Raw genomic sequence first — 21,765 nt, forward strand, 5'->3', positions numbered from 1 at the left:
CACGCTGGCGCAATGAACCCATCCAACGCCAACGCCCTCCTCGCCCTCGGCACGGCCCTGCGCCAGGCCGGTTACCGCTTCATGACGGTCACGCCCTCGACCCATCGCCGCATCAACAACCGGCCCGGCAACGAACGCGCGCACGACCTGCGCGGCGTGTTCGGCTGGAGCCGGCCGTTCGGCCGTGAGCTGCTGCCGGCCAGCGTGCTGCAGTTGATGGTGGATGCCGGCGTGCTGGAAGAAACAGAGGATGGGTTGCGTTCGCTGGTCCGGGCGTCGACCCTGGACGACATGCTGCTGTTCCACTCGGCGTGGCCGACGCGCGACGACGACGCCGTGTTCTTCGGCCCCGACACCTACCGCTTCGTGAACGCCATGCGGCGCGGCTTCGCCTTCGTCGGCGCCGGGCCGGAGCGCGCAGTGGACATCGGCTGCGGCGGCGGCGCCGGCGCGCTCACCATCGCGCGCACATTTCCGCACGCCGAAGTGATCGGCGCCGACATCAACCCGAAGGCGCTCGAGCTGGCGATGGTCAACGCCCGCCTGAACGGAGCGTCCAACCTGGCGCTGGCCCAGAGCGACCTGTTCGACGGCCTGCAGGGCGACTTCGACCTGGTGGTGTCGAACCCGCCCTTCGTGGTCGATCCGGATGCGCGCCGCTACCGCCATGGCGGCGGCGAACTCGGCGCCGAACTGTCGCGCCGCATCGTCGAACAGGGCCTGGGACGCCTGCGCCGCGGCGGCAGCCTGATGCTCTACACCGGCGTGGCCCTGTGCGGCCAGCGCGACCACTTCCTGGAAAGCCTGCGCCCGACCCTGGAAACGCAATGCGACACCTGGACCTATCAGGAGCTCGATCCCGACATCTTCGGCGGCCAGCTGGGCGAACCGGGCTACGAGGACGTGGAACGGATCGCGGCGGTGTGGCTGCACGCGGTCAAGCGCTGAGCGGCGCGGGATGCTGGACCGATGATTCAGGTATCGGGAGGAATCTGGTTCAGAATTTCTGCTCATACTGCACACGCCAGCCGAGATAGCCTTCGACGAAGATCCGGCTTTCGAGCGCGCGTCCAGGGTCGGCATAGGCGTCGGCGCGCTCGCTATCGTTCCTGAGAACATTGAAGAGCGAGAATCGCACCTGGCGTCCAGCGTCGAGCTGGTACAAGGCATACGCTTGCAGATCGCGTCGTTGCGAGACGAAGCTGGATTCTTCGTGCGACAGCCGGGTCCAGCCGCCCGCCACCATCGACAAGCTTGCGCCGACGGTGATGGCGTCGCGTTTGTAGTCGGCGCCGAGATTGGCGGACCATCTCGGTTGGCGGTCGAGGCGGTTGTCCGGCCCTGGCACGGCATCGACCCGTGACCAGTTGCGTGCGATATTGGCGCGCAGGTCGATTCGCGGCGCCGCGGCGAACAGCGCGGTGAGCGGCACTTTGGCTTCGAGCTCCAGCGTGCGCACCGTGGCCTCGCCGGAATTCTCCGGATATGCGAGCCAGCGCTCGCCGTCATACCTGATCGCATTTCTGATCAAGCCTGTTACCTTGCGCAGGCCGGCGCTCACCGATGCCATCGCCTTGTTCGTCCAGTAATGCTCGAAGGCCGCATCGACGCCGGTGGCGAGTTCCGGTTCCAGCTGCGGATTGCCGGTCTGGTCCGGCGACACGGCGGAATTGTACGAGGTATAAAAATGGCGTGGGATCAGCTGCCGCAGTTCCGGGGCCTTATAGGTCCGCGTCAGCGCAAGCCGGATCTGATCGTTGTGACTGCCCGGGATCTTCCATACGGTCTGGACCAATGGACTGAACACGCTGGAACGGCGCTCGACGCCTTCGGCGTCGCCACCGGTCCGGGTTTCCAGCGCTTCCCAGCGCATGCCCAGGTAAATCGACCAACCGGGAGCGACATCCCACTCGTCCTGCACGTACAAGGCCAGCCGGGAAATCCTGGCGTGATAGGTATTGTCAAAATTGACCGGGGCAGACGCGGTCGACGCGAGGGCTTCGCGCTGGACTTCGTGTTCCTGGAACTGGCTGTACCCCGCGTCCCAGCCGAAGGCGATCGCGTGCTTGTCGGCCCAGGCGGCCGACACCGTTCCCGTCCATGTGCCGCCCTGGTCCGCGACGTCGGTATCGTAACGCCGGTCCAGCGCGCTCAGCGCGCTGTCGGTCAGCCCCAGCCGGAACATCCCGCGCTCCGTACGGGAGCGATACAGCCCCAGCTTGCTGTCGAGCTTGCCCCGCTCGCCCAGATCCCTGGCCCAGTTCAGGTCGGACCGGATACTGGCATTCTTTCCATCATAGTCCAGCAGCAATAAAGGATAGGGATAAAGCGGACCCGATTCGACGACCGTCGTCTGGTCGCTCGTGCCGGCGGAGCGCGAAGCGTTGACGAACGTTTGCCATGCCAACTTGTCGCCGCGCTCGGAGTCCCACTGGATGCGTGCATTCGCGTTCAGGCCGGTAAAGCGGTTATCGTTGCGGCTAGCGGTGGCGCGCACCTGGTCGGCGCCCGCGCCGTGGTGACGCTCGCGGACCCGTTCATGCATGCCCTGGCCCACGTCGCTGTGGTTGATGCCGGCCCCGTCGCTGTACGCATACTCTTCCAGCTTGTCGGACGCATTCAGGGTCAAGCCGGGATACCGGGCACTGGCCGCGCCGCCGAAACCGGCGATGAGCTCGCGACTGGCTTTCGAGGCATCCCTCCTGAGGATCACGTTGATCGTCCCCGCGATGGCCTGCGTGCTGAATTCCGCCGTTGCCGCGCGCAGGATTTCGATCCTGGCAATCGATCCCGGCGCCAGGCTGTCCAACGAAAATCCGGCGGGAGGCCGATCGCCGTTGACCAGCACCTGGGTATAGCCGCTGCCCAGGCCACGCATCCGTATCTCGTTGTTCACGACCGTCACGCCAGGCTGGCGCCTCAACACATCGAGCACGGTGCGATCCCCATATTTGAGCAGGTCGTCGCGGTCCACGACGATGCGCGTTGTCGTTTCATTGCGACGCTCCGAATCGGCATTGCCACGAACCGCAACCGTTGCCACCTGATTGGTCGGCGAATCGCCTTGTCCCGCATGTGCTTCAAATGCCGACAGAATAACCAGGGAAAAAACGGCGCTCCGACATCTCATTACAGATACCTCGCTTATCTTTCCAACGTAGACTAAATGATCTAGATCAGATTGTCTACAACTTCCCGTGGCTCGACACCATCGATGCGCGACGCATGCGCGGGCCAGAAACGGAAAAGCCACCTTGCGGTGGCTGTTTTCATGCTACTTGGCGGAGAGGGTGGGATTCGCCTACATCCCGCAGGCCGCGGCATCGCGAGTACGCGATGCCCTTCGAATCTCCCCCCTTGGGGACACACGTAGGGCGCGCAGGCGCCCTACTCCTCTGTGACGCCCCGGAATGAAAAAAGCCACCTTGCGGTGGCTGTTTTCATGCTACTTGGCGGAGAGGGTGGGATTCGAACCCACGGTACGGTCACCCGTACGCCTGATTTCGAGTCAGGTACATTCGACCACTCTGCCACCTCTCCTGAATCGGTGCTGCGTGGTCGCGTAAGCGAGGCCGCATTATAGCGGACGCCTGGCGAAAGTTGCAAGGCATGCGCGCCAGGTAAATTTTCATGCCAGCGGACCGTTCAGCCGCAGGCATCAGTTCTCGATCTGCCCGCTCGCCAGGCGTCGCTCGGAGGTCGTGCGCCGGCGCCTCGACCGGGCGCGCCTGGAATGGCTCCATATGGGCGCCGTTCAGGCGAAGATGGCCCAGTTGCGCTGCTGCGTGACAGGGTCGGTCGGCTCATGCTCCGCGCAATCGATGCGCAGGAAGGAGATCGGCAGCGGCGCACCGACCAGCTCGCAATGGTGCGGCACCTCGGCGCGCGGATATTTGTTGGCCTCGAAGTGGCGGCACGACAGGCAGGCGCGCAGCTGGAGAACTAGCGGATGTCGACCCGCTGGTGCGGCTCGAACTCGTGGTAGATGTCGGGTTGGTGCAGCGGAATGTACATGTGCAGGCGTTTGCCGCGGTGGAAGACGCCGCGCAGCGTATTGCACGCCTCCCAGGCGCGCTCGTAGGAATCGGCGATGTGCAGCACGGCCCATGGGCTGTCGGGCGAGCCTTCGCGGATCATCTCGACGCGGCGGATGTGGAAGAACGGCGCGAAGCTCTCGACGATGGCGCTCTCGCAGGCGTCGCCATGCAGGCCGGACAGGATGACTTTCATGGTTGCTCCAGGGTTCAGGCGATGATGTTCAGGCCGCCGTCGACGTAAACGGTGCTGCCCGTCAGGCGGTGCGCGAAGTCCGAGGCGAGATAGGCGCACACCTGGCCGACGTCGTCGATGTCGACCAGCTCTCCCAGCGGCGAGCGCGCCACCGCATCGCTCAGCAGCAGGTCGAAATCCTTCAGCCCCGAGGCGGCGCGCGTCTTGAGCGGCCCGGGCGAGATGGCGTGCACGCGGATGTCGCGCGGCCCGAGTTCGTAGGCCAGGTAGCGGCAGCACGATTCCAGCGCCGCCTTCACCGGCCCCATCACGTTATAGTTGGGCACCACCTTGCCGGCGCCGTGGTAGCTCATCGCGAACATGCTGCCGCCCTGCGTCATGAGCGGCGCGGCCAGCTTCGCCATGCGCACGAAGGAGTGGCACGACACGTCCATCGCCTGCAGGAAGCCGTCCAGCGAGCAGTCGAGCAGGCCGCCCTGCAGGTCGGCCTTCGGCGCGAAGGCGATCGAATGCACCAGGATGTCGAGGCGGCCGGATTGCTGCAGTTCGGCGAACAGCGCCTCCAGCTGCCCCGGTTCGCGCACGTCGAGCGGCAGCAATCGCGCCCCGAGTTGCGCGGCCAGCGGTTCGACGTGCGGGCGCGCCTTGTCGTTCAGGTAGGTCAGCACCAGCTCGGCGCCGAGCGCATGAAAGGCCTTGGCGCAGCCCCAGGCGATCGAGTGCTCGTTGGCGACGCCGACCACCAGCGCGCGCTTGCCTTCCAGGATGGGATGATGGTTCATGCTTCCTCCAGCAGATCGCGGGTATGGCGCGCGATCATGAGTTCTTCGTTGGCCGGCACCAGCCATATCGACATCCGGCTGGCGGGCGCGCTGATGCGGGCGACGCCGGGCGGCGGCGCGGCGTTCAGCCCTGGATCGAGTTCGGCGCCGAGCCAGGCGGCATCGCGGCAGACGGCGGCGCGCAGGCGCGCGCTGTTCTCGCCGATCCCGCCCGAGAACACCAGCGCATCCAGGCCGCCCAGCGAGGCCGCCAGCGAACCGAGCTCGCGGCCGATCCGGTAGACCAGCAAGTCGATCGCCAGCTGCGCGCGCGGATCGCTGCTGGCCTCCAGCGTGCGCATGTCGGACGACAGGCCTGAGACGCCCAGCAACCCCGACTCCTGGTACATCAGGCGCTGCACGGCGGGCACCTCCATGCCCAGTTCCTCGATCAGGTAGATCACCACGCCCGGATCGAGCGCGCCGCAGCGCGTGCCCATCGGCAGGCCGTCGACGGCGGTGAAGCCCATGGTGCTGGCCACGCTGCGCCCGCCGCGCATGGCGCACATGCTGGCGCCGTTGCCCAGGTGGGCCGCGACCACCCGCGCGCCGGCCAGCGCCGGCTCATGCTGCGGCAAGGTGGCCGCGATGTATTCGTAGGACAGGCCATGGAAACCGTAGCGGCGGATGCCGAGGTCGGTGATCGCCGGCGGCAGTGCGAAAGCCTGGGCCAGCGCCGGCTGCGCCGTATGGAAGGCAGTGTCGAAGCAGCCGACCTGCGGCAGCCCGGGCGCCAGGGCCATCAGGGCGCGCACCGGCGCCAGGTTGTGCGGCAGGTGCAGCGGCGCGAGCGGCACCAGCCGCTCCAGGCGTTCGAGCACGGGCTCGATCAGGCGTTGCGGACCGCTGTAATCGACGCCGCCGTGCACGATGCGGTGGCCCACCGCGCGCACCCGGTAGCCAGCGAGTTCACGCTCGGCGAAGTCGATCAGGAAGGCCATGCCGGCGTGGTGGTCGAGCGCGTCGGGCCAGCTTCGTTCGCCGACCGTGGCCCCGTCGGCGTCCTGCGCGATAAAGCGCGTCGCGCCGCGGTACAGGTTCTCGATCCGGCCCTTGAAGGCCAGCGCCAGGTCGGGCAGGCGGTGCACCGAGAACTTGATGCTGGACGAGCCGGCGTTGATGACGGCGACGCAGTCCGTGGCGTGCGGCTGCATCTCAGCGCCCCGCCAGCTGGGCGCTGGCCAACTGGTGGCGCGCCAGCAGCACCGCCACCGCGCACGAGGCCAGGCGCGCCGCGACCGTGTCGGCGCGGCTGGTCAGGATCAGCGGCACGCGCGCGCCGAGCACGATGCCGGCCGCCGCCGCGCCGGCCATGAAGCTCAGGCTCTTGGCCAGCATATTGCCGGCTTCCAGGTCCGGCGCCACCAGCACGTTGGCGCGGCCCGCGACCGGCGACACCAGGCCCTTGACGGCGGCGGCCTGCAGGTCGATCGCATTGTCCATCGCCAGCGGGCCGTCCAGGATGCCGCCCGTGATCTGGCCGCGGTCGGCCATCTTGCACAGGGCCGCGGCGTCGATCGTCGACGGCATCTTGTCGCTCACGGTTTCCACCGCCGCCAGGATCGCCACCCGCACGCCCTCGAAGCCGAGCACCCGGGCCAGGTCGATGGCGTTCTGCACGATGTCGCGCTTGGCCGCCAGGTCGGGAATGATGTTGATGGCGGCGTCGGTGATGATCAGGGGTTCGCTGCGGCCCGGCACGTCCATCACGAAGCAGTGGGAGAGGCGCCGCGCCGTGCGCAGGCCGGTGGCGCCGGACACCACCGCGCCCATCAACTCGTCGGTGTGCAGGCTTCCTTTCATCAGGGCCGCTGCCCTGCCCTCGCGCACCAGCTCCACCGCGCGCGCGGCCGACGCGTGGCTGTGCTCCGTGTCGACCAGGGTCAGCGCGCCGATATCGAGGCCGGCCGCGTCGGCCGCGCCGTGGATGCGCGCCACGGGTCCGACCAGCAGCGGCGCGATCAGGCCGATGCGGGCAGCGTCGAGCGCCGCCTCGATCGCGTAGCGGTCGCAGGCATGGGCCACCGCCACCGTGACCGGCCCCTGCTCGCGCGCGGCGGCGATCAGGTGATCATAATAGGGATGCGTGGTGTTCATCGGCTCCATGGCCTCCTCCTCATAGCACGACCGGTAGATGGTAGCATCACTTGACTGCAAAGCAATCATTTTATGCTGCAACGCAACATAACTTAATCTGGTTTAAGAGAATCGACGAGGACGAGATGAATGCAATCGATGCGCGGGCGAGCAGTGTGGTGCTGGTCGACTACCAGGCGCGGATGATGCCGGCGATCCACGGCGCGGACGATGTCGTCGCCATGGCGCTGCTGTTGGCGCGCGCCGCCGCGCTGCTGGAGGTGCCGGTGCTGGGGACCGAGCAGAACCCCGAACGTCTCGGCCCGAACGCCGAGGCGCTGGCGCGCTGGTGCGTGCAGACGGTGCCGAAGACGCATTTCGATGCCTGCGAGGATGGCCTGCTGGCGGCGCTCGACGCGCACGGCCCTGGGCGCCGGCAAGTGGTGCTCGCCGGTTGCGAAGCCCACGTCTGCCTGCTGCAGACGGCGCTCGGCCTGCTGCGCGCCGGCCGCGAAGTAGTTGTGGTGGAGAACGCGAGCGGCTCGCGCCGGCCGTCCGACCACGCCGCCGCCATGCGCCGCCTGCGGCAGGCCGGCGCGACGATCGTGACGCACGAGATGGTGCTGTTCGAGTGGCTGCGCGATTGCCGCCATCCGCGCTTTCGCGAGGTGCTGGCGCTGGTCAAGCAAGACGCCCCAAAGCCTGTTTAGGACAAGGGCTCTTGAACGTCACTGACGCGGCGAAAAATGGATCTCGACCTGCACCACATGCTTCGGTCGTAGTCCTGAATTGCCGTCAATAAACGTCATGATCGCATCGGATGCATTGCCGGTCCACTGCCCTATCAACAGATCGACCAGGTATTGATCAAGCGGGATGGCTGCCGACCGAATTTCGTTGTACCCCACCGTGCGCGATTTGGCTCCTTTCTTCGAACTTCCGGCTACGTAACCCAGTAGATGGCGTGCCGGCACGACAAGTACTTCACCGTGTCCGCAGATGAGAAAATACACCGCGCTAGCGCACTTTCCAATCAATGTCTTCAACTGGGCGATTTCGATTTTCCAGCTATCTGCGATCGCGGCGTTCTCATTGCCTGCCAATGTCTTTTTCACCTGTACGAGCCCGGCCCAGTCAAGCGCGTAGATTCCCTGCGCTCTAGCCCTTACCACGAAGGCGAGATCACAACCATACGTCGGCTCTTCCGCGGATTTGGATATCTCACGCTGCGACAATCTCAAGGTAGGAATGCCAAAAGCCTCAGAACGAGCATAGGTTGACAGCTTCCGGCTCTCGCCGAATTGTTCGACAAGCAAAGTCATCAGAGTAGCGGTGAGCGCCTCTTCCTGGCTCTTCCACTGATTGGGAACATCGACAGCAAACTTGTGACAAGCCCGCGCTACCCCGTCGCGCAAATATTTTTCCAGCCGATCAGAGCCTACCCAGGTCGAAGACCGTAGTGCCAAAGGCGAAGGAAACTTCGGCGTCCCGTCGAAGTAATGCGCCAGTGAATCGGCCAATGCCAATGAATGCTTGTCCGCCGGATCCACGATGCCTTCGGCCAGTGCACGGATTCCCATGGCAAGCGTTGACACGGCAGGATCTGCCTGCAACACCCGTAACCCGTTCCTGACTTCTTCGTTGGTCTGGGCGAGTTCGCAGCTAATGAGGGTCACGTCCTGTTTGATCGCTTCTGCGTGCAGCAATATCCACCGTAATGCTTTTACCCACAACTCCGGATCACGCTTTACCAGCGCTAAAAGCCCTGCACGCACACCGCTGCGCTCAGTATCGTTGTCGCTCCCGCGCAGTACACTCAGTTGTTTCAGGAAATACCACAGTGTCCCCATTGGTGCGAATTCGGGATGCCGGCTTCCACCATGCAAACGGTCCAATACATCCTGAACATCTCCAATCGTGGAAGCGCGGATACCTGCTGAATAGCCTGCCCCGAGCATGGTCATGCCTGGACAATGCGAACCGACCAGCTTGATGGCTGGCGGGAGCACACGCAGATAGCCCCAATCGATATTATCAGTCCACAGACCAGAGGTTTTCGTTCCTGTCCTGTTAAAGCTGTCCTCCCAGAAATATGCAATCGCATGCGCGAGCCGGGGATCACCATCGCGTGCAAAAGCGACGATCGGGTTGGTACGGCCATCGGCCAGCGTTATTCCTGCGATCAGGTTCAGAAACTTGAACTTGGTGTCGATACATTTGAGGTCCAGCACAGCGTTCACCAACTTGCACGCTTCATCGTGAACTGCGGTGGCGACCAGCAATGGAAGCACCTCGTCCAGCAACTCTATCACTGCGTCATTTCCGGTGTGGCTAATATCGATGGATTCGATACGGGCCAGGCACCATTCGATGTAGCGTGCAGAAGACAGCTGAATTAACGCCGAATGAAATTTTTTCCAGGCGCCCGGGTGCCGTGACGCTGTCAGTTGGGCCAACCGATGGATCAGGCAGTCTGGCCCGGAATAAAACTGAATACCAAAATCGTTTGCGGCTGCCCAAATCGAATCAGCTTCGGACTGATCCAGCTTGGCGGCGAAGTCGATAAGCATGTCGTCGGTGAGTTGCAGCAAGAGTTCATCTGCATCATCCTGCCCAACGATTTCGGAGAATTTCGCTAACTGAATAGCCGGTGAATCACCTGTCTCGCTCATGATGTTTACCCTGAAATCCGATTAGTGTATAGAACGCAAGAAAGACCGCACCTAGCAGGGTTATCAGGATTTTTCACATGACAATATGTGGCGCCTTCGCTGCCACACTCGCGCTCCGACATCGTTCCGTAACTGGCTGATGCTGGCGCTCCCGAATTCCCGAGGTGCCAGTGCTGATCCAGGCCAGATATGTTCTCCGGTATGTTCTCTTCACCAGTAACCGAGGACCTTCCACCACGCGCCACCCACCACGGCGAACACCGCCAGCTCGAACACGCACATGATGAAGCCGATGCGCCACCACACCCCCATCGTCACGTAACCGCTGCCGAAGATGATCGGCGAGGTGCCGGTGGCGTAGTGGGTCAGGGTCATCATGATGGCCGAGGCGGCGGTCATCATGAGCAGGAACAGGATCAGGTATTCCCCCGGCACCAGCGCGGCCCCGACCGAAAGAAAAGCGAACATCATGGCGCTGATGTGGGCCGTGGTGCTGGCGAACAGGTAGTGCGAGAACACGAAGGCCAGCACCAGCACGGTCGCCGCCGCCTCCCACCCCATGCCGCTGGCGACGATCGCGTCGCGCATGCCGTCCGAGGCCCAGGCGATGACGCCCAGTTTATTGAGCTGCTCGGCCAGCATCACCAGCGCGCCGAACCAGATCAGGGTATCCCAGGCGCTTTTCTCGGACAGCACATCATCCCAGTCGAGGGTGCCGGTGATGATCAGGGTGAACAGGCCGAGGAAGGCGACCACGGTGGGGTCGAGCGTAAACGCCGGCCCGAACAGCATGGCCGGCACGTTCGCCCACAACACCAGCAGCAGCCCAAAGGTGCCGAGCATGACTTTTTCGCTGGCCGACAACGGCCCCATGCGCGCCAGCTCGCTGCGCGCGAACTGCACCGCATCCGGCGTCTGCTTGAGCTCGGGCGGCGCCAGCAGGTAGACGACGAGCGGCATCAGGAACAGGCAGACCAGGCCCGGCAGCACCATGCACAGGGCCCAGGTGGTCCAGCTCAAGTGAAAGCCCTGGCCGCTGGCGCGGGCGACGAAGTCGACCACCAGCGGATTGGGCGCGGTGGCCGTCAGGAACATCGCCGAGGTAATCGGATTGGCGTGGTAGTTGACCAGCGCCAGGTAGGTGCCCACCTTGCCCTGCGTGCCCTTGGCCGGATCGGAATCGAAGGCGCTGGCGATCGACTTCATGATCGGGTGCACGATGCCGCCGCCGCGCGCGGTATTACTGGGCGTAAACGGCGCCAGCACCAGTTCGCACACGGCCAGCCCGTAGCCGATGCCGACCGTGCGCTTGCCCAGCAGTGCGATGAACTGCAGGCCGATGCGGGCGCCTAGCCCCGTCTTCTTGAGGCCGCGCGAGATCAGCACGGCGACCACGATCAGCCAGATGAGCGGGCTCGAAAAGCTGCCCAGGGCGTCGGCCATCGCGCCCTTGGACGAACCGGAAGTCACTTGCGACAGCGAGACGATGACGATGGCCATCAGGGCCATGACGCCGATCGGCATCACCTTCAGGATGATGGCGACGATGGTGGTGAGGAAGATGGCGACCAGGCCCCAGGAATCGGGGTTCAGCCCCTCGGGATGGGGCAGCGCCAGTAGCGTGAAGAGGACGGAGGTGGTGACGAGGGCGGGAACCAGGCGGAACGGCACGGCCTGGCTAAAGTAACGAAACATGGCCTGCAATTGCGACAGCATGACGATTCCTTCCTGACGGTGTAACCAGATAACAACTACTGGTTAACATGTTAGCAGAGGAATGTTGCAATGCATCAATTGTTGACCATGGCGGTCGGGAACCGCGAAGGTATTCAGCGATTGCCTGCCGCGGGCAGGCACGCCCCGCCCGGCGCATCGATCCCGCAGGGAACGCCGGCGCAGCAATTCTCGGTGAGGAAGCCGACCAGCTCGCTCATGGTGTCGAACTGCGCTGTGTAGATGACGAATCTCCCTTCCTGGCGCGCCGTCACCAGACCGGCATGGCTCAGCTCCTTCAGGTGGAAGGACAGCGCCGACGAGGCAATGCCCAGTTCCTCGCCGATCTTCCCGGCCGGCAGTCCCGATGGGCCAGCCTGGATCAGCAGGCGGAAGATCGCCAGCCGCGACTCTTGGGCCAGGGCGGCGAGCGCCGCCAGTACCTGTTTCGTTTCCATCCTCGATATTCCAGTTGAAGAATTTCAGTGCCTCGATTATAGTCGGCCCATCGTCTCAATATCTATTGAAATGTTGAGATTAACCCGACACCTTCTTACCCATGAACTTCCTGTTCCTCTGCACCGGTAACTCCTGCCGTTCGATCCTGAGCGAAGCCGTGTTCAACCATCTCGCGCCGGCGGGCTTCAAGGCCATCAGCGCCGGCAGCCATCCGACCGGCCGGATCAATCCGGACGCGATCGCGCTGCTGCGTCGCCATGGCATTGCAGTGGACGGCCATGCCAGCAAGTCGTGGCACCACCTGCCGCTCACGCCGGACGTGGTGGTGACCGTGTGCGGAAATGCCGCCGGCGAGACCTGCCCGGCCTACCTGGGCGACGTCGTGCGCACGCACTGGGGACTGGCCGACCCGAGCGAGGTGCAGGGAACGCCCGCGGACATCGCGGCCGCCTTCGAAGCGACCTACGCGATCGTGCTGGCCCGCATCCAGGCGCTGTTCGCCTTGCCGCTGGCCGAGCTGGCCGGCGAGCGCGCAGCGCTCGAGGAAGCGCTGGACCGCATCGGCGCATGCTGACCGCCGCGCTCATCTTCGTCGCCACGCTGGCGCTGGTGATCTGGCAGCCGCGCGGCCTGGGCATCGGCTGGAGCGCGGCTGCAGGCGCCCTCGCCGCCCTGCTCACCGGCGTCATCGGGCTGTCCGACGTCCCCGTGGTGTGGAACATCGTCTGGAACGCCACCGGCGCCTTCATCGCCGTGATCGTCATCAGCCTGCTGCTCGACCGCGCCGGTTCGTTCGAGTGGGCCGCGCTGCACGTGGCGCGCTGGGGCAAGGGCGACGGCCGGCGCCTGTTCGTGCTGCTGGTGCTGCTCGGCGCCGCGGTGGCGGCGCTGTTCGCCAACGACGGCGCGGCGCTGATCCTGACGCCGATCGTGATCGCCATGCTGGCCGCGCTGCGCTTCCCGCCGCGCGCGACGCTGGCCTTCGTGATGGCGGCCGGCTTCGTCGCCGACACCGCCAGCCTGCCGCTGGTGGTGTCGAACCTGGTCAACATCGTCTCGGCCGACTACTTCGGCATCGGTTTCGCGCGCTTCGCCGCGGTCATGGTCCCGGTCAACCTGGTCTCGGTGGCGGCGACGCTGGCGGTCCTGTACCTGTTCTTTCGCAAGGACATCCCGCGCGACTACGACCTCGCCCAGCTGCGCGCGCCGGGCGAGGCGATCGTCGATCGCGCCACCTTCCATGCCGGCTGGTGGGTGCTGGCGCTGCTGCTGGCCGGCTTCTTCTGGCTGGACGACGCCGGCGTGCCGATCAGCGCCGTCGCCGCCGGCGGCGCCGCCATCCTGCTCGCCGTCGCCGCGCGCGGCCACCGCATCCCGACGCGCGAAGTGCTGCGCGGCGCGCCGTGGCAGGTCGTGGTGTTCTCGCTCGGGATGTACCTGGTGGTGTACGGCCTGCGCAACGCCGGCCTGACCGACGGCCTGGCCGCCCTGCTCGATCGCTGCGCCGCCTACGGCGTCTGGGGCGCGGCGCTGGGCGCCGGCTTCATCGCCGCGGGCCTGTCGTCCATCATGAACAATATGCCGACGGTGCTGGTCGGCGCGCTGGCGATCGACGCCAGCGCCACGGGCGGCGCCGTGCGCGAGGCGATGATCTATGCGAACGCGATCGGCAGCGACCTCGGTCCAAAGATCACCCCGATCGGCAGCCTCGCCACCCTGCTCTGGCTGCACGTCCTGTCAAGCAAGGGCATCCGCATCTCGTGGGGCTACTACCTGCGCGTCGGCGTGGTGCTGACCTTGCCGATCCTCCTGCTTACGCTGTGCGCGCTCGCGCTGCGCCTGGGCTGAACACTGAAAGCGAACATGGACAAGATTTCCGACCTTCCCAATATCGATCCGGCGCGCCTCGACCTGCCGGCCGCCAAGCGGCTCGCTCCCGCGGACGGCGTCGACCATCCGCCGCGCATCCTGATGCTGTACGGCTCGCTGCGCGAGCGCTCGTTCAGCCGCCTGCTGACGGAAGAAGCGGCGCGCATCCTGCGCCACTTCGGCGCCGAAGTGAAGATCTTCGATCCGGCCGGGCTACCGATGGTGGGCAGCGCGCCCGATACCCACCCGAAGGTGGCCGAGCTGCGTGAACTATGCATCTGGTCCGAGGGCCAGGTGTGGTGCAGCCCCGAACGCCACGGCGCGGTGACGGCGGTCTTCAAGAACCAGATCGACTGGATCCCGCTCGAACAGGGCTCGGTGCGCCCCAGCCAGGGCAAGACGCTGGCCGTGATGCAGGTCTGCGGCGGCTCGCAGTCATTCAACGTGGTCAACACCCTGCGCCTGCTGGGCCGCTGGATGCGCATGTTCACGATCCCGAACCAGTCGTCGGTGCCGATGGCCTACAAGGAATTCGGCGACGACGACCGCATGCGCCCGTCCGCCTACTACGAGCGCGTGGTCGACGTCATGGAGGAGCTCTACAAGATCACGCTGCTGATGCGCGGCAGCAGCGATTACCTGACGGACCGCTACAGCGAACGCAGCGAGCGGGCGAACCGGGCGATCGACCGCCAGATCGCGCGCTTGTAATCTGCTGCTCCTTGAGCTGCTACCATGAAGCCATGACCGACATCCGCACCGCCTCCAGCCTGGACGCCGCGCGCATCTGCGCCATCTACAACCACTACGTCGCCACCACCACGATCTCGTTCGAGGAGGCGCCGGTGCTTGAAGCCGAGATGGTCGGGCGCATCGCGGACGTCACGAACGGCGCCTTGCCGTGGCTGGTGCTGGAGGTCGACGGCGTGGTGGCCGGCTATGCATACGCCACCAAATGGCGCGCCCGGCCGGCCTATCGCCATGCGGTGGAAAGCAGCGTCTACCTGGATCCCGCGCTGGCGGGCCGCGGACACGGGCGGCGCCTCTACGAACGGCTGCTCGCCGAGCTGCGCACCCGCGGACTGCATACGGTCATCGCAGGCATCGCCCAGCCCAACGAGCGCAGCGTCGTGCTGCACGAACGCCTGGGATTTCGCAAGGTCGCCCATTTCGCCGAGGTAGGCCTGAAGTTCGGGCGCCGGCTGGACGTCGGCTATTGGCAGCTGCTGCTCCACTGCGACGTTCCAGAATGAAAAAAGCCACCTTGCGGTGGCTTTTCTCATGATACTTGGCGGAGAGGGTGGGATTCGAACCCACGGTACGGTCACCCGTACGCCTGATTTCGAGTCAGGTACATTCGACCACTCTGCCACCTCTCCGGCTTTGGTCGATCCTTGCAGTGGGCTGCAAGAGACCGCCATTATAGACACATTCGAGAAAAATGGAAGGGGAAAATGTGCATGCAAGCACGATTCCCCTACGCCACCACTCAGGCAGCCGGCGCCAGACGCTCCAGCCCGCCCATGTACGGACGCAGCACTTCAGGAATGACGACGCTGCCGTCGGCCTGCTGGTAGTTCTCCAGCACCGCCACCAGGGTGCGGCCCACGGCCAGGCCCGAGCCGTTCAGGGTATGCACCAGTTCCGGCTTGCCGGCGGCATTGCGGAAGCGGGCCTGCATGCGGCGCGCCTGGAAGGCTTCGCAGTTCGACAGCGACGAGATCTCGCGGTAGGTGTTCTGCGCCGGCAGCCATACCTCGAGGTCGTAGGTCTTGGCGGCCGAGAAGCCCATGTCGCCGGTGCACAGCTGCATCACGCGGTATGGCAGGCCGAGCGAGGTCAGGATGAACTCGGCCTGGCCGACCATCTCTTCCAGCGCCGCGTACGACTGCTCCGGATGCACCACCTGGACCAACTCGACCTTGTCGAACTGGTGCTGGCGGATCATGCCGCGGGTGTCGCGGCCATAGCTGCCGGCTTCGGAGCGGAAGCACGGGGTGTGCGCGGTCATCTTGATCGGCAGCTCGTCCAGCGCCACGATCTCGTCGCGCACGACGTTGGTCAGCGAGACTTCCGAGGTCGGGATCAGGTAGAAGTTCTCGCCCTCGCCTTCCGCGCCGCCCTTCTTCACCGAGAACAGGTCGGCCTCGAACTTCGGCAGCTGGCCGGTGCCGCGCAGCGAATCGGCGTTGACCATGTACGGGGTGTAGCACTCGATATAGCCGTGCTGGCCGGTATGGGTGTCGAGCATGAACTGCGCCAGCGCGCGGTGCAGGCGCGCCATGCCGCCCTTCATCATCGAGAAGCGCGAGCCGGTGACCTTGGTCGCGGTTTCGAAGTCCAGGCCCAGGCGCTCGCCGATGTCGACGTGGTCGCGCACCTCGAAGTCGAACGCCGTTGGCGTGCCGACCTTGCGCACTTCGAGGTTAGCGCTTTCATCCTTGCCTTCCGGCGTGCTCTCGTGCGGCAGGTTGGGCAATGCGGCGATGAAGCTCGCCAGCTTGGCCTGGACCTCGCCCAGCGCCACTTCGTTGGCCTTGAGTTCGTCGCCCAGTCCGGCGACCTCGGCCATCACGGCCGTCGTGTCTTCGCCTTTGCCCTTCAGCATGCCGATCTGCTTCGACAGCGAATTGCGCTTGCCCTGCAGTTCTTCGGTGCGCGTCTGGATCGCCTTGCGTTCGGCCTCCAGTGCATTGAAACTGGCCACATCGAGCTGGTACTTGCGGGTCGCCAGGCGGGCGGCGACGTTGTCGATGTCTTTGCGGAGAAGTTGGATGTCAATCATGTCTGGTTGGACTGGGCTGTGTATCGAAAACACAATTGTACCAAGCCGACCAACATTATTTGCGAGATTCGGCAACCATGCTGCCGGGGCCTCGTCAAGCCGCCCCTGAAACCGGCTTGCGCCGGTTTCAGCGGACTGCCAGGCGCGGCGCGCTGACGATCACGGTCTGGATGCTGGCCATGTCGATGGCAGGCACGGTGCTTTCGGCGATCTCGACCGGACGCTCGTTGGCGGTGGCGAAGCTGACGACCAGGCCCAGGGCGGCGACGGCGAGGAACAGGGCTTCGAAGTTTTTACGGATGTTCATGATGGCTCCTTCAGGGGTTGGGTGATTCGCGAATTGCTTTGCGATGGTGGTACTTTAGCCACCAGCCCCTGGAATCGCCATCGACTTGCGACGAAGCGCATGAAACGCGGCGCAGAATGCAGCAATGCGGGACCAGGCGCGCAATGCCGGCGCGTTGCGCGCCGTTGAAGGAAGAAGGACAGGCGCCGTACCCAGCGGCGCCATGAACAAGGCTACGAACCGTCCCCGTTCGCGCGCGCCTCGTCGTCGAGGCTGCGCAGCCATGCCAGCTTTTCGGCGATCTTCGATTCGATCCCGCGCGGCACCGGCTGGTACCAGCCGGGCTCCGGCATCCCGTCCGGCAGATAGGTTTCGCCGGCCGCATACGCGTTCGGCTCGTCATGCGCATAGCGGTACTCGTGGCCGTAGCCCAGCTCTTTCATGAGCTTGGTCGGCGCATTGCGCAGGTGGACCGGCACCTCGCGCGACTTGTCCTTGCGCACGAAGGCCATCGCCGCATTGAAGGCGTTGTAGCCGGCATTGCTCTTGGATGCGACCGCCAGGTAGACCACGGCCTGGCCCAGCGCCAGCTCGCCTTCGGGCGAACCGAGCCGCTCATAGGTGGCGGCGGCGTCGTTGGCCAGCTGGATCGCGCGCGGATCGGCGATGCCGATATCTTCCCAGGCCATGCGCACGATGCGGCGCGACAGGTACTTGGCGTCGGCCCCGCCGTCGAGCATCCGGCACAGCCAGTACAGGGCGGCATCAGGGTGCGAGCCGCGCACCGATTTGTGCAGGGCCGAGATCTGGTCGTAGAAATTGTCGCCGCCCTTGTCGAAGCGGCGCGCGTTGAGCGTCAGCGCGTTCTCGACGAACTCGGCGGTGATGCGGTTGGTGCCGGCGGTATTGGCCGAGGTGCTGGTCTGCTCGAGCAGGTTCAGGAAGCGGCGCGCATCGCCGTCGGCATAGCCGACCAGCGTGTCGATCGCCAGTTCGTCGAATTCCAGGTGCTGCAGGGCCTGTTCGCGGGCGCGCGCCAGCAGCTGGCGCATCTCGGCGTCGGTCAATGCCTTCAGCACATAGACCTGCGAGCGCGACAGCAGCGCCGAATTGACTTCGAACGACGGGTTCTCGGTGGTGGCGCCGATCAGGGTCACCAGGCCGCTTTCGACGAACGGCAGCAAGGCGTCCTGCTGCGATTTATTGAAGCGGTGGATCTCGTCGATGAACAGGATCGTGTGCTTGCCGCGGGCCAGGTACTGCTCGGCCTGCTCGATCGCCGCGCGGATGTCCTTGACGCCCGACAAGACCGCCGACAGCGCGATGAACTCGCAGTCGAAGGCGTAGGCGGTCAGGCGCGCCAGCGTGGTCTTGCCCACGCCCGGTGGGCCCCACAGGATCATCGAATGCGGCTTGCCGGACTTGAAGACCAGGTTCAGCGGCTTGCCCGGGCCCAGCAGGTGGCTCTGGCCGACCACCTCGTCGATGGTGCGCGGACGCAGGGCTTCGGCCAGCGGCGCGGCCGGCTCGGTCTTGAACAGGTCATCCGTGGCCATGGATGCGGATAGGCGAATGGTTGTGCATGGGGCGTAGTGTATCCGATGCACGACGGGGCCGCGCGGCGCGCACGCCCCGTTGATGGCTTACTGGTTCACGACGTCGGCGCCCTGCGGCGTCGTGAATTTGAACTGCTGCGCACCCAGTTGCGGGTTGCGCTGGAAGTTGGTGAAGGTCAGGCGCGAGGTCTGGCCGAAGGTGTCCTTCAATTCCATCGCCATCGGCACGCCGCCCTTGAGGCCGATGCTGATCTGCTCGAACGAAGTGTCCTTGGCCTTCGGCGTGGCGTTCAGCCATTCCATGCCGTCGCGCGCGCCGGCTTCGCTCAGCGTGAAGTTCTCTTCCAGCTTATTGCTGCCGAACAGGATCGCGGCCGGCGAGCTGCCCAGCGCATTGCCGAGCTTGCGGGTGGTGACCTGGTTCAGGTCCTTGTCGTAGATGTACAGGGTTTCGCCGTCGGCCTGCAGCACTTGCTCGTAGGGCTTCTGGTAGGTCCAGATGAACTTGCCGGGGCGGGCGAACACGAAGCTGCCGCTCGAGGCGGGCGTGGCCTTGCCACTCTTCGATTTGCCCAGTTGCTGCTGGGTGAATTCGCCCTTGGCCGACTGGGTCGAGGCGACGAAGGATTTGAACTGGTCGAGGGCGGCGGCGCTCGCCAGGCCCGGGAAAGCGAAGGCGCTCGCAGCCACCAGCGCGGCAAAGGTGAATTTGGTCATTGATTGCATTCAGCGTTCCTTTATTGTTATTCGGCGCTTGCCGTCGGCACCAGGATGTCGCGATTGCCGTTCGACTGCATCGGCGACACCATGCCGTTCTGCTCCATTTGCTCGATCAGGCGGGCGGCCCGGTTGTAGCCGATGCGCAGGTGACGCTGCACCAGCGAGATCGAGGCCTTGCGGTTCTTGAGCACGACCTGCACCGCCTGGTCGTACATGGCGTCGGATTCGCCGCCGCCCTCGCCCGCCACCGCGCCGTCAGCGCCCCCTTCTTCCAGGGTGCCGCCTTCGAGGATGCCTTCAATATAATTGGGTTCGCCCTGCTCCTGCAGATGTTTTACAACTCGATGCACTTCGTCGTCCGACACGAAGGCGCCGTGCACGCGGATCGGCAGGCCGGTGCCGGGCGGCATGTAGAGCATGTCGCCCATGCCCAGCAAGGTCTCGGCGCCCATCTGGTCGAGAATCGTGCGCGAGTCGATCTTGGACGAGACCTGGAACGCGATGCGGGTCGGGATGTTGGCCTTGATCAGGCCGGTGATCACGTCGACCGACGGGCGCTGGGTCGCGAGAATCAGGTGGATGCCGGCCGCGCGCGCCTTCTGGGCGATACGGGCGATCAGCTCTTCCACCTTCTTGCCCACGACCATCATCAGGTCGGCCAGCTCGTCGATGATGATGACGATGGTCGGCAGTTTTTCCAGCGGCTCGGGCGCGTCCGGCGTGATCGAGAACGGGTTCGGGATGTGTTCCTCGCGCTTGGCCGCGTCGAGGATCTTGCCGTTGTAGCCGGCCAGATTACGCACGCCGAGTTTACTCATGAGCTTGTAGCGGCGCTCCATCTCGTTGACCGCCCAGTTCAGCGCGTGCCCAGCCTGGCGCATATCGGTCACCACCGGCGCCAGCAGGTGCGGAATGCCTTCGTAGACCGACATCTCCAGCATCTTCGGGTCGATCAGGATCAGGCGCACATCGGCCGGATCGGCTTTATACAGCAGCGACAGGATGGTGGCATTGATGCCGACCGATTTACCCGAACCGGTGGTGCCCGCCACCAGCAGGTGCGGCATCTTGGCCAGGTCGGCCACCACCGGCTTGCCGGCGATGTCCTTGCCCAGGGCCACGGTCAGGCTCGAGGCGCTGTCGCCATACACCTTGGAACCGAGGATCTCGGTCAGGCGCACGATCTGCCGCTTCGGATTCGGCAATTCGAGGGCCATGTAGTTCTTGCCGGGGATGGTCTCGACCACGCGGATCGAAGTCAGCGACAGCGAACGCGCCAGGTCGCGCGCCAGGTTGACAATCTGGCTGCCCTTGACGCCGGTGGCCGGCTCGATTTCGTAGCGGGTGACGACCGGGCCCGGATAGGCGGCCACGACCTTGGCTTCGACGCCGAAGTCGGACAGCTTCTTCTCGATCAGGCGGCTGGTGAACTCCAGCGTCTCGACCGCCACCGTCTCTTGCGCAGCCGGCGCATCGTCCAGCAGGGCCAGCGGCGGCAGGCCGGTGTCGCCGTTGATGTCCTGGAACAGCGGCGACTGGCGCTCCTTCTCGGCGCGCTCGGATTTCGGCACGCTGACCATCTGCGGCTCGATCTTGATGGTGGGCGCCACCGCCTGGGCCGATGCCAGCGGCGCTGGCACAGCGGCCGGCTTCGGCGCCGGCGGCGCGATCTCCAGCGACGGTTCGGTCTTCACGACCGGGATCGGCTTGTCCGCATGCTTTTCGGTGAACTTGGCGCGCTCGTTGACCACCACTTCGTCGCGCTTGACGGCGGCGGCTTCGCCATGGCGGCGGTCCTCGATGTCTTCCATGCGCAGGCGGAACCAGTCGATGGTGCCATCGAACACGGCGCCGATGCGCTCGGCCACGTTCAGCCACGACACCTGGAAGAACAGCGAAAAGCCCAGGAAGAACAGCAGCAGCAGGAGCAGGGTCGCGCCGGTCGAGCCGAAGGCGACGTGGCTGGCGTGGCCGATCAGCTGGCCCAGCACTCCGCCCGGCGCGCGCGGCAGCTCGACGTCCCACGACCACATGCGCAGGTATTCCAGGCCGACGCTGCCGGCGAACATCAGGGCGAAGCCGATCCAGCGCACGTACATCTCGCCGTGGTGCGGTTCCTCCACCTTGGTGCCGAGCTTGTCGGTGAGCCGGCGCCAGCCGCGCCAGACCTGGCGCAGGAAGATCACACCCCACCACCAGGCCGAGAAGCCGAATATGAACAGCAACAGGTCGGACAGCCAGGCGCCCGCGCGCCCGCCCAGGTTGGCGATGCGCGGCACGACGTTGGCGTGCGACCAGCCGGGATCGAGCTTGCTATAGCTGAGCAGGATCAGGACGAAATACAGGAAGGCGACGGCGCCGGCGATCCAGCGCGCCTCGGACAGCAGGCGCGCGAGGCGGCCCGGCAGCGGGCGGCGGGCGGTGGCGCTGGCCTGGGTGCGGGTGTATCCGGAGGTGCTGGCTTGGCTATTCTTGCTCATTACAGGTACTGCGGAAGTAAGTACTATCGACGATCCGCCCATTCTAAGCGATATACGGCCGCGTTGCCCCTACGATTCATGCACATCTGCATCATCGA

20 protein-coding genes and 2 tRNA genes are annotated in these 21,765 nt (G+C 65.1%); 6 read left to right on the plus strand and 16 right to left on the minus strand.

Annotation, left to right across the window (positions count from 1 at the left end):
* Window positions 1-12: 12 nt before the first annotated feature.
* Window positions 13-948 (plus strand): methyltransferase, encoded by a 936-nt coding sequence (locus LO55_RS23375; RefSeq protein ID WP_071363301.1) that lies wholly within the window; start codon window positions 13-15, stop codon window positions 946-948.
* A 49-nt stretch (window positions 949-997) separates the two neighbouring features.
* Here LO55_RS23375 and LO55_RS23380 read toward each other — a convergent pair whose 3' ends face one another.
* From LO55_RS23380 to LO55_RS23405, 7 genes are all read right to left on the minus strand, one after another.
* Window positions 998-3,130, minus strand: coding sequence for a TonB-dependent receptor plug domain-containing protein (locus LO55_RS23380; RefSeq protein ID WP_083415533.1), 2,133 nt, complete (start codon window positions 3,128-3,130; stop codon window positions 998-1,000).
* Between the two features lie 320 nt (window positions 3,131-3,450).
* Window positions 3,451-3,540, minus strand: a tRNA-Ser gene (locus LO55_RS23385).
* Between the two features lie 214 nt (window positions 3,541-3,754).
* Window positions 3,755-3,877: a hypothetical protein gene (locus LO55_RS27210; RefSeq protein ID WP_267873247.1), complete on the minus strand. Its 123-nt coding sequence runs from the start codon at window positions 3,875-3,877 to the stop codon at window positions 3,755-3,757.
* Window positions 3,878-3,942: 65 nt separating this feature from the next.
* Entirely contained in the window at window positions 3,943-4,230 is a 288-nt protein-coding gene (locus LO55_RS23390) for an RNA-binding protein (protein ID WP_071363303.1), read from the minus strand.
* A 14-nt stretch (window positions 4,231-4,244) separates the two neighbouring features.
* Window positions 4,245-5,012: an enoyl-ACP reductase FabI gene (fabI, locus tag LO55_RS23395; protein ID WP_071363304.1), complete on the minus strand. Its 768-nt coding sequence runs from the start codon at window positions 5,010-5,012 to the stop codon at window positions 4,245-4,247.
* On the minus strand, window positions 5,009-6,205 hold the full coding sequence (locus LO55_RS23400) for an acetate/propionate family kinase (protein ID WP_071363305.1): 1,197 nt from the start codon (window positions 6,203-6,205) through the stop codon (window positions 5,009-5,011). The genes fabI and LO55_RS23400 overlap by 4 nt, the downstream gene beginning before the upstream one ends.
* Before the next feature lies 1 nt (window position 6,206).
* Complete coding sequence (locus tag LO55_RS23405; RefSeq protein ID WP_005669593.1) at window positions 6,207-7,157, minus strand: phosphate acetyltransferase; 951 nt, start codon at window positions 7,155-7,157, stop codon at window positions 6,207-6,209.
* A 116-nt stretch (window positions 7,158-7,273) separates the two neighbouring features.
* Between LO55_RS23405 and LO55_RS23410 the strand changes: the two genes are divergently transcribed.
* Window positions 7,274-7,837 carry an isochorismatase family protein gene (locus LO55_RS23410; protein ID WP_005669592.1) on the plus strand — a complete coding sequence of 188 codons (564 nt, stop codon included), beginning with the start codon at window positions 7,274-7,276 and terminating at the stop codon, window positions 7,835-7,837.
* A gap of 18 nt (window positions 7,838-7,855) precedes the next feature.
* Here the strand turns inward: LO55_RS23410 and LO55_RS23415 are convergent, their stop codons facing one another.
* The 3 genes from LO55_RS23415 to LO55_RS23425 all read right to left on the minus strand — a co-directional run bounded on the left by LO55_RS23415 (window position 7,856) and on the right by LO55_RS23425 (window position 11,970).
* A complete protein-coding gene (locus tag LO55_RS23415; protein WP_071363306.1) occupies window positions 7,856-9,799 on the minus strand; it encodes a hypothetical protein in 1,944 nt (647 codons plus the stop codon).
* 210 nt (window positions 9,800-10,009) lie between these two features.
* Window positions 10,010-11,515 carry a DASS family sodium-coupled anion symporter gene (locus tag LO55_RS23420; RefSeq protein WP_071363307.1) on the minus strand — a complete coding sequence of 502 codons (1,506 nt, stop codon included), beginning with the start codon at window positions 11,513-11,515 and terminating at the stop codon, window positions 10,010-10,012.
* A gap of 113 nt (window positions 11,516-11,628) precedes the next feature.
* Window positions 11,629-11,970, minus strand: coding sequence for an ArsR/SmtB family transcription factor (locus tag LO55_RS23425; RefSeq protein ID WP_005669588.1), 342 nt, complete (start codon window positions 11,968-11,970; stop codon window positions 11,629-11,631).
* A gap of 101 nt (window positions 11,971-12,071) precedes the next feature.
* On the opposite strand from LO55_RS23425, the gene LO55_RS23430 reads away from it, so the two are divergent.
* The 4 genes from LO55_RS23430 to LO55_RS23445 are packed head-to-tail and all read left to right on the plus strand — an operon-like array spanning window position 12,072 to window position 15,093.
* Entirely contained in the window at window positions 12,072-12,545 is a 474-nt protein-coding gene (locus LO55_RS23430; RefSeq protein WP_071363308.1) for an arsenate reductase ArsC, read from the plus strand.
* Window positions 12,539-13,819: an arsenic transporter gene (locus LO55_RS23435; protein WP_071363309.1), complete on the plus strand. Its 1,281-nt coding sequence runs from the start codon at window positions 12,539-12,541 to the stop codon at window positions 13,817-13,819. Before LO55_RS23430 ends, LO55_RS23435 begins: the two co-directional genes overlap by 7 nt.
* Window positions 13,820-13,834: 15 nt before the next feature.
* Window positions 13,835-14,551 (plus strand): arsenical resistance protein ArsH, encoded by a 717-nt coding sequence (gene arsH / locus LO55_RS23440; protein ID WP_071363310.1) that lies wholly within the window; start codon window positions 13,835-13,837, stop codon window positions 14,549-14,551.
* Window positions 14,552-14,583: 32 nt separating this feature from the next.
* Complete coding sequence (locus LO55_RS23445) at window positions 14,584-15,093, plus strand: arsinothricin resistance N-acetyltransferase ArsN1 family B (RefSeq protein WP_071363311.1); 510 nt, start codon at window positions 14,584-14,586, stop codon at window positions 15,091-15,093.
* Between the two features lie 36 nt (window positions 15,094-15,129).
* Here LO55_RS23445 and LO55_RS23450 read toward each other — a convergent pair.
* The 6 genes from LO55_RS23450 to LO55_RS27310 all read right to left on the minus strand — a co-directional run bounded on the left by LO55_RS23450 (window position 15,130) and on the right by LO55_RS27310 (window position 21,667).
* Window positions 15,130-15,219 (minus strand) — tRNA-Ser (locus LO55_RS23450).
* Between the two features lie 110 nt (window positions 15,220-15,329).
* Window positions 15,330-16,625 (minus strand): serine--tRNA ligase, encoded by a 1,296-nt coding sequence (serS, locus tag LO55_RS23455; protein ID WP_071363312.1) that lies wholly within the window; start codon window positions 16,623-16,625, stop codon window positions 15,330-15,332.
* Between the two features lie 127 nt (window positions 16,626-16,752).
* On the minus strand, window positions 16,753-16,932 hold the full coding sequence (locus LO55_RS23460) for a hypothetical protein (RefSeq protein ID WP_071363313.1): 180 nt from the start codon (window positions 16,930-16,932) through the stop codon (window positions 16,753-16,755).
* 212 nt (window positions 16,933-17,144) lie between these two features.
* The gene (locus LO55_RS23465; protein ID WP_005669579.1) at window positions 17,145-18,467 is read right to left on the minus strand and encodes a replication-associated recombination protein A; all 1,323 of its coding nucleotides are present in this window, start codon (window positions 18,465-18,467) and stop codon (window positions 17,145-17,147) included.
* 87 nt (window positions 18,468-18,554) lie between these two features.
* Complete coding sequence (lolA, locus tag LO55_RS23470; protein WP_071363314.1) at window positions 18,555-19,193, minus strand: outer membrane lipoprotein chaperone LolA; 639 nt, start codon at window positions 19,191-19,193, stop codon at window positions 18,555-18,557.
* A 17-nt stretch (window positions 19,194-19,210) separates the two neighbouring features.
* Window positions 19,211-21,667 (minus strand): DNA translocase FtsK, encoded by a 2,457-nt coding sequence (locus tag LO55_RS27310; RefSeq protein WP_071363315.1) that lies wholly within the window; start codon window positions 21,665-21,667, stop codon window positions 19,211-19,213.
* Between the last annotated feature and the right edge of the window lie 98 nt (window positions 21,668-21,765).

The sequence above is a fragment of the Massilia timonae genome (assembly GCF_001866515.1).
GTDB classification, from domain to species: domain Bacteria; phylum Pseudomonadota; class Gammaproteobacteria; order Burkholderiales; family Burkholderiaceae_D; genus Telluria; species Telluria timonae.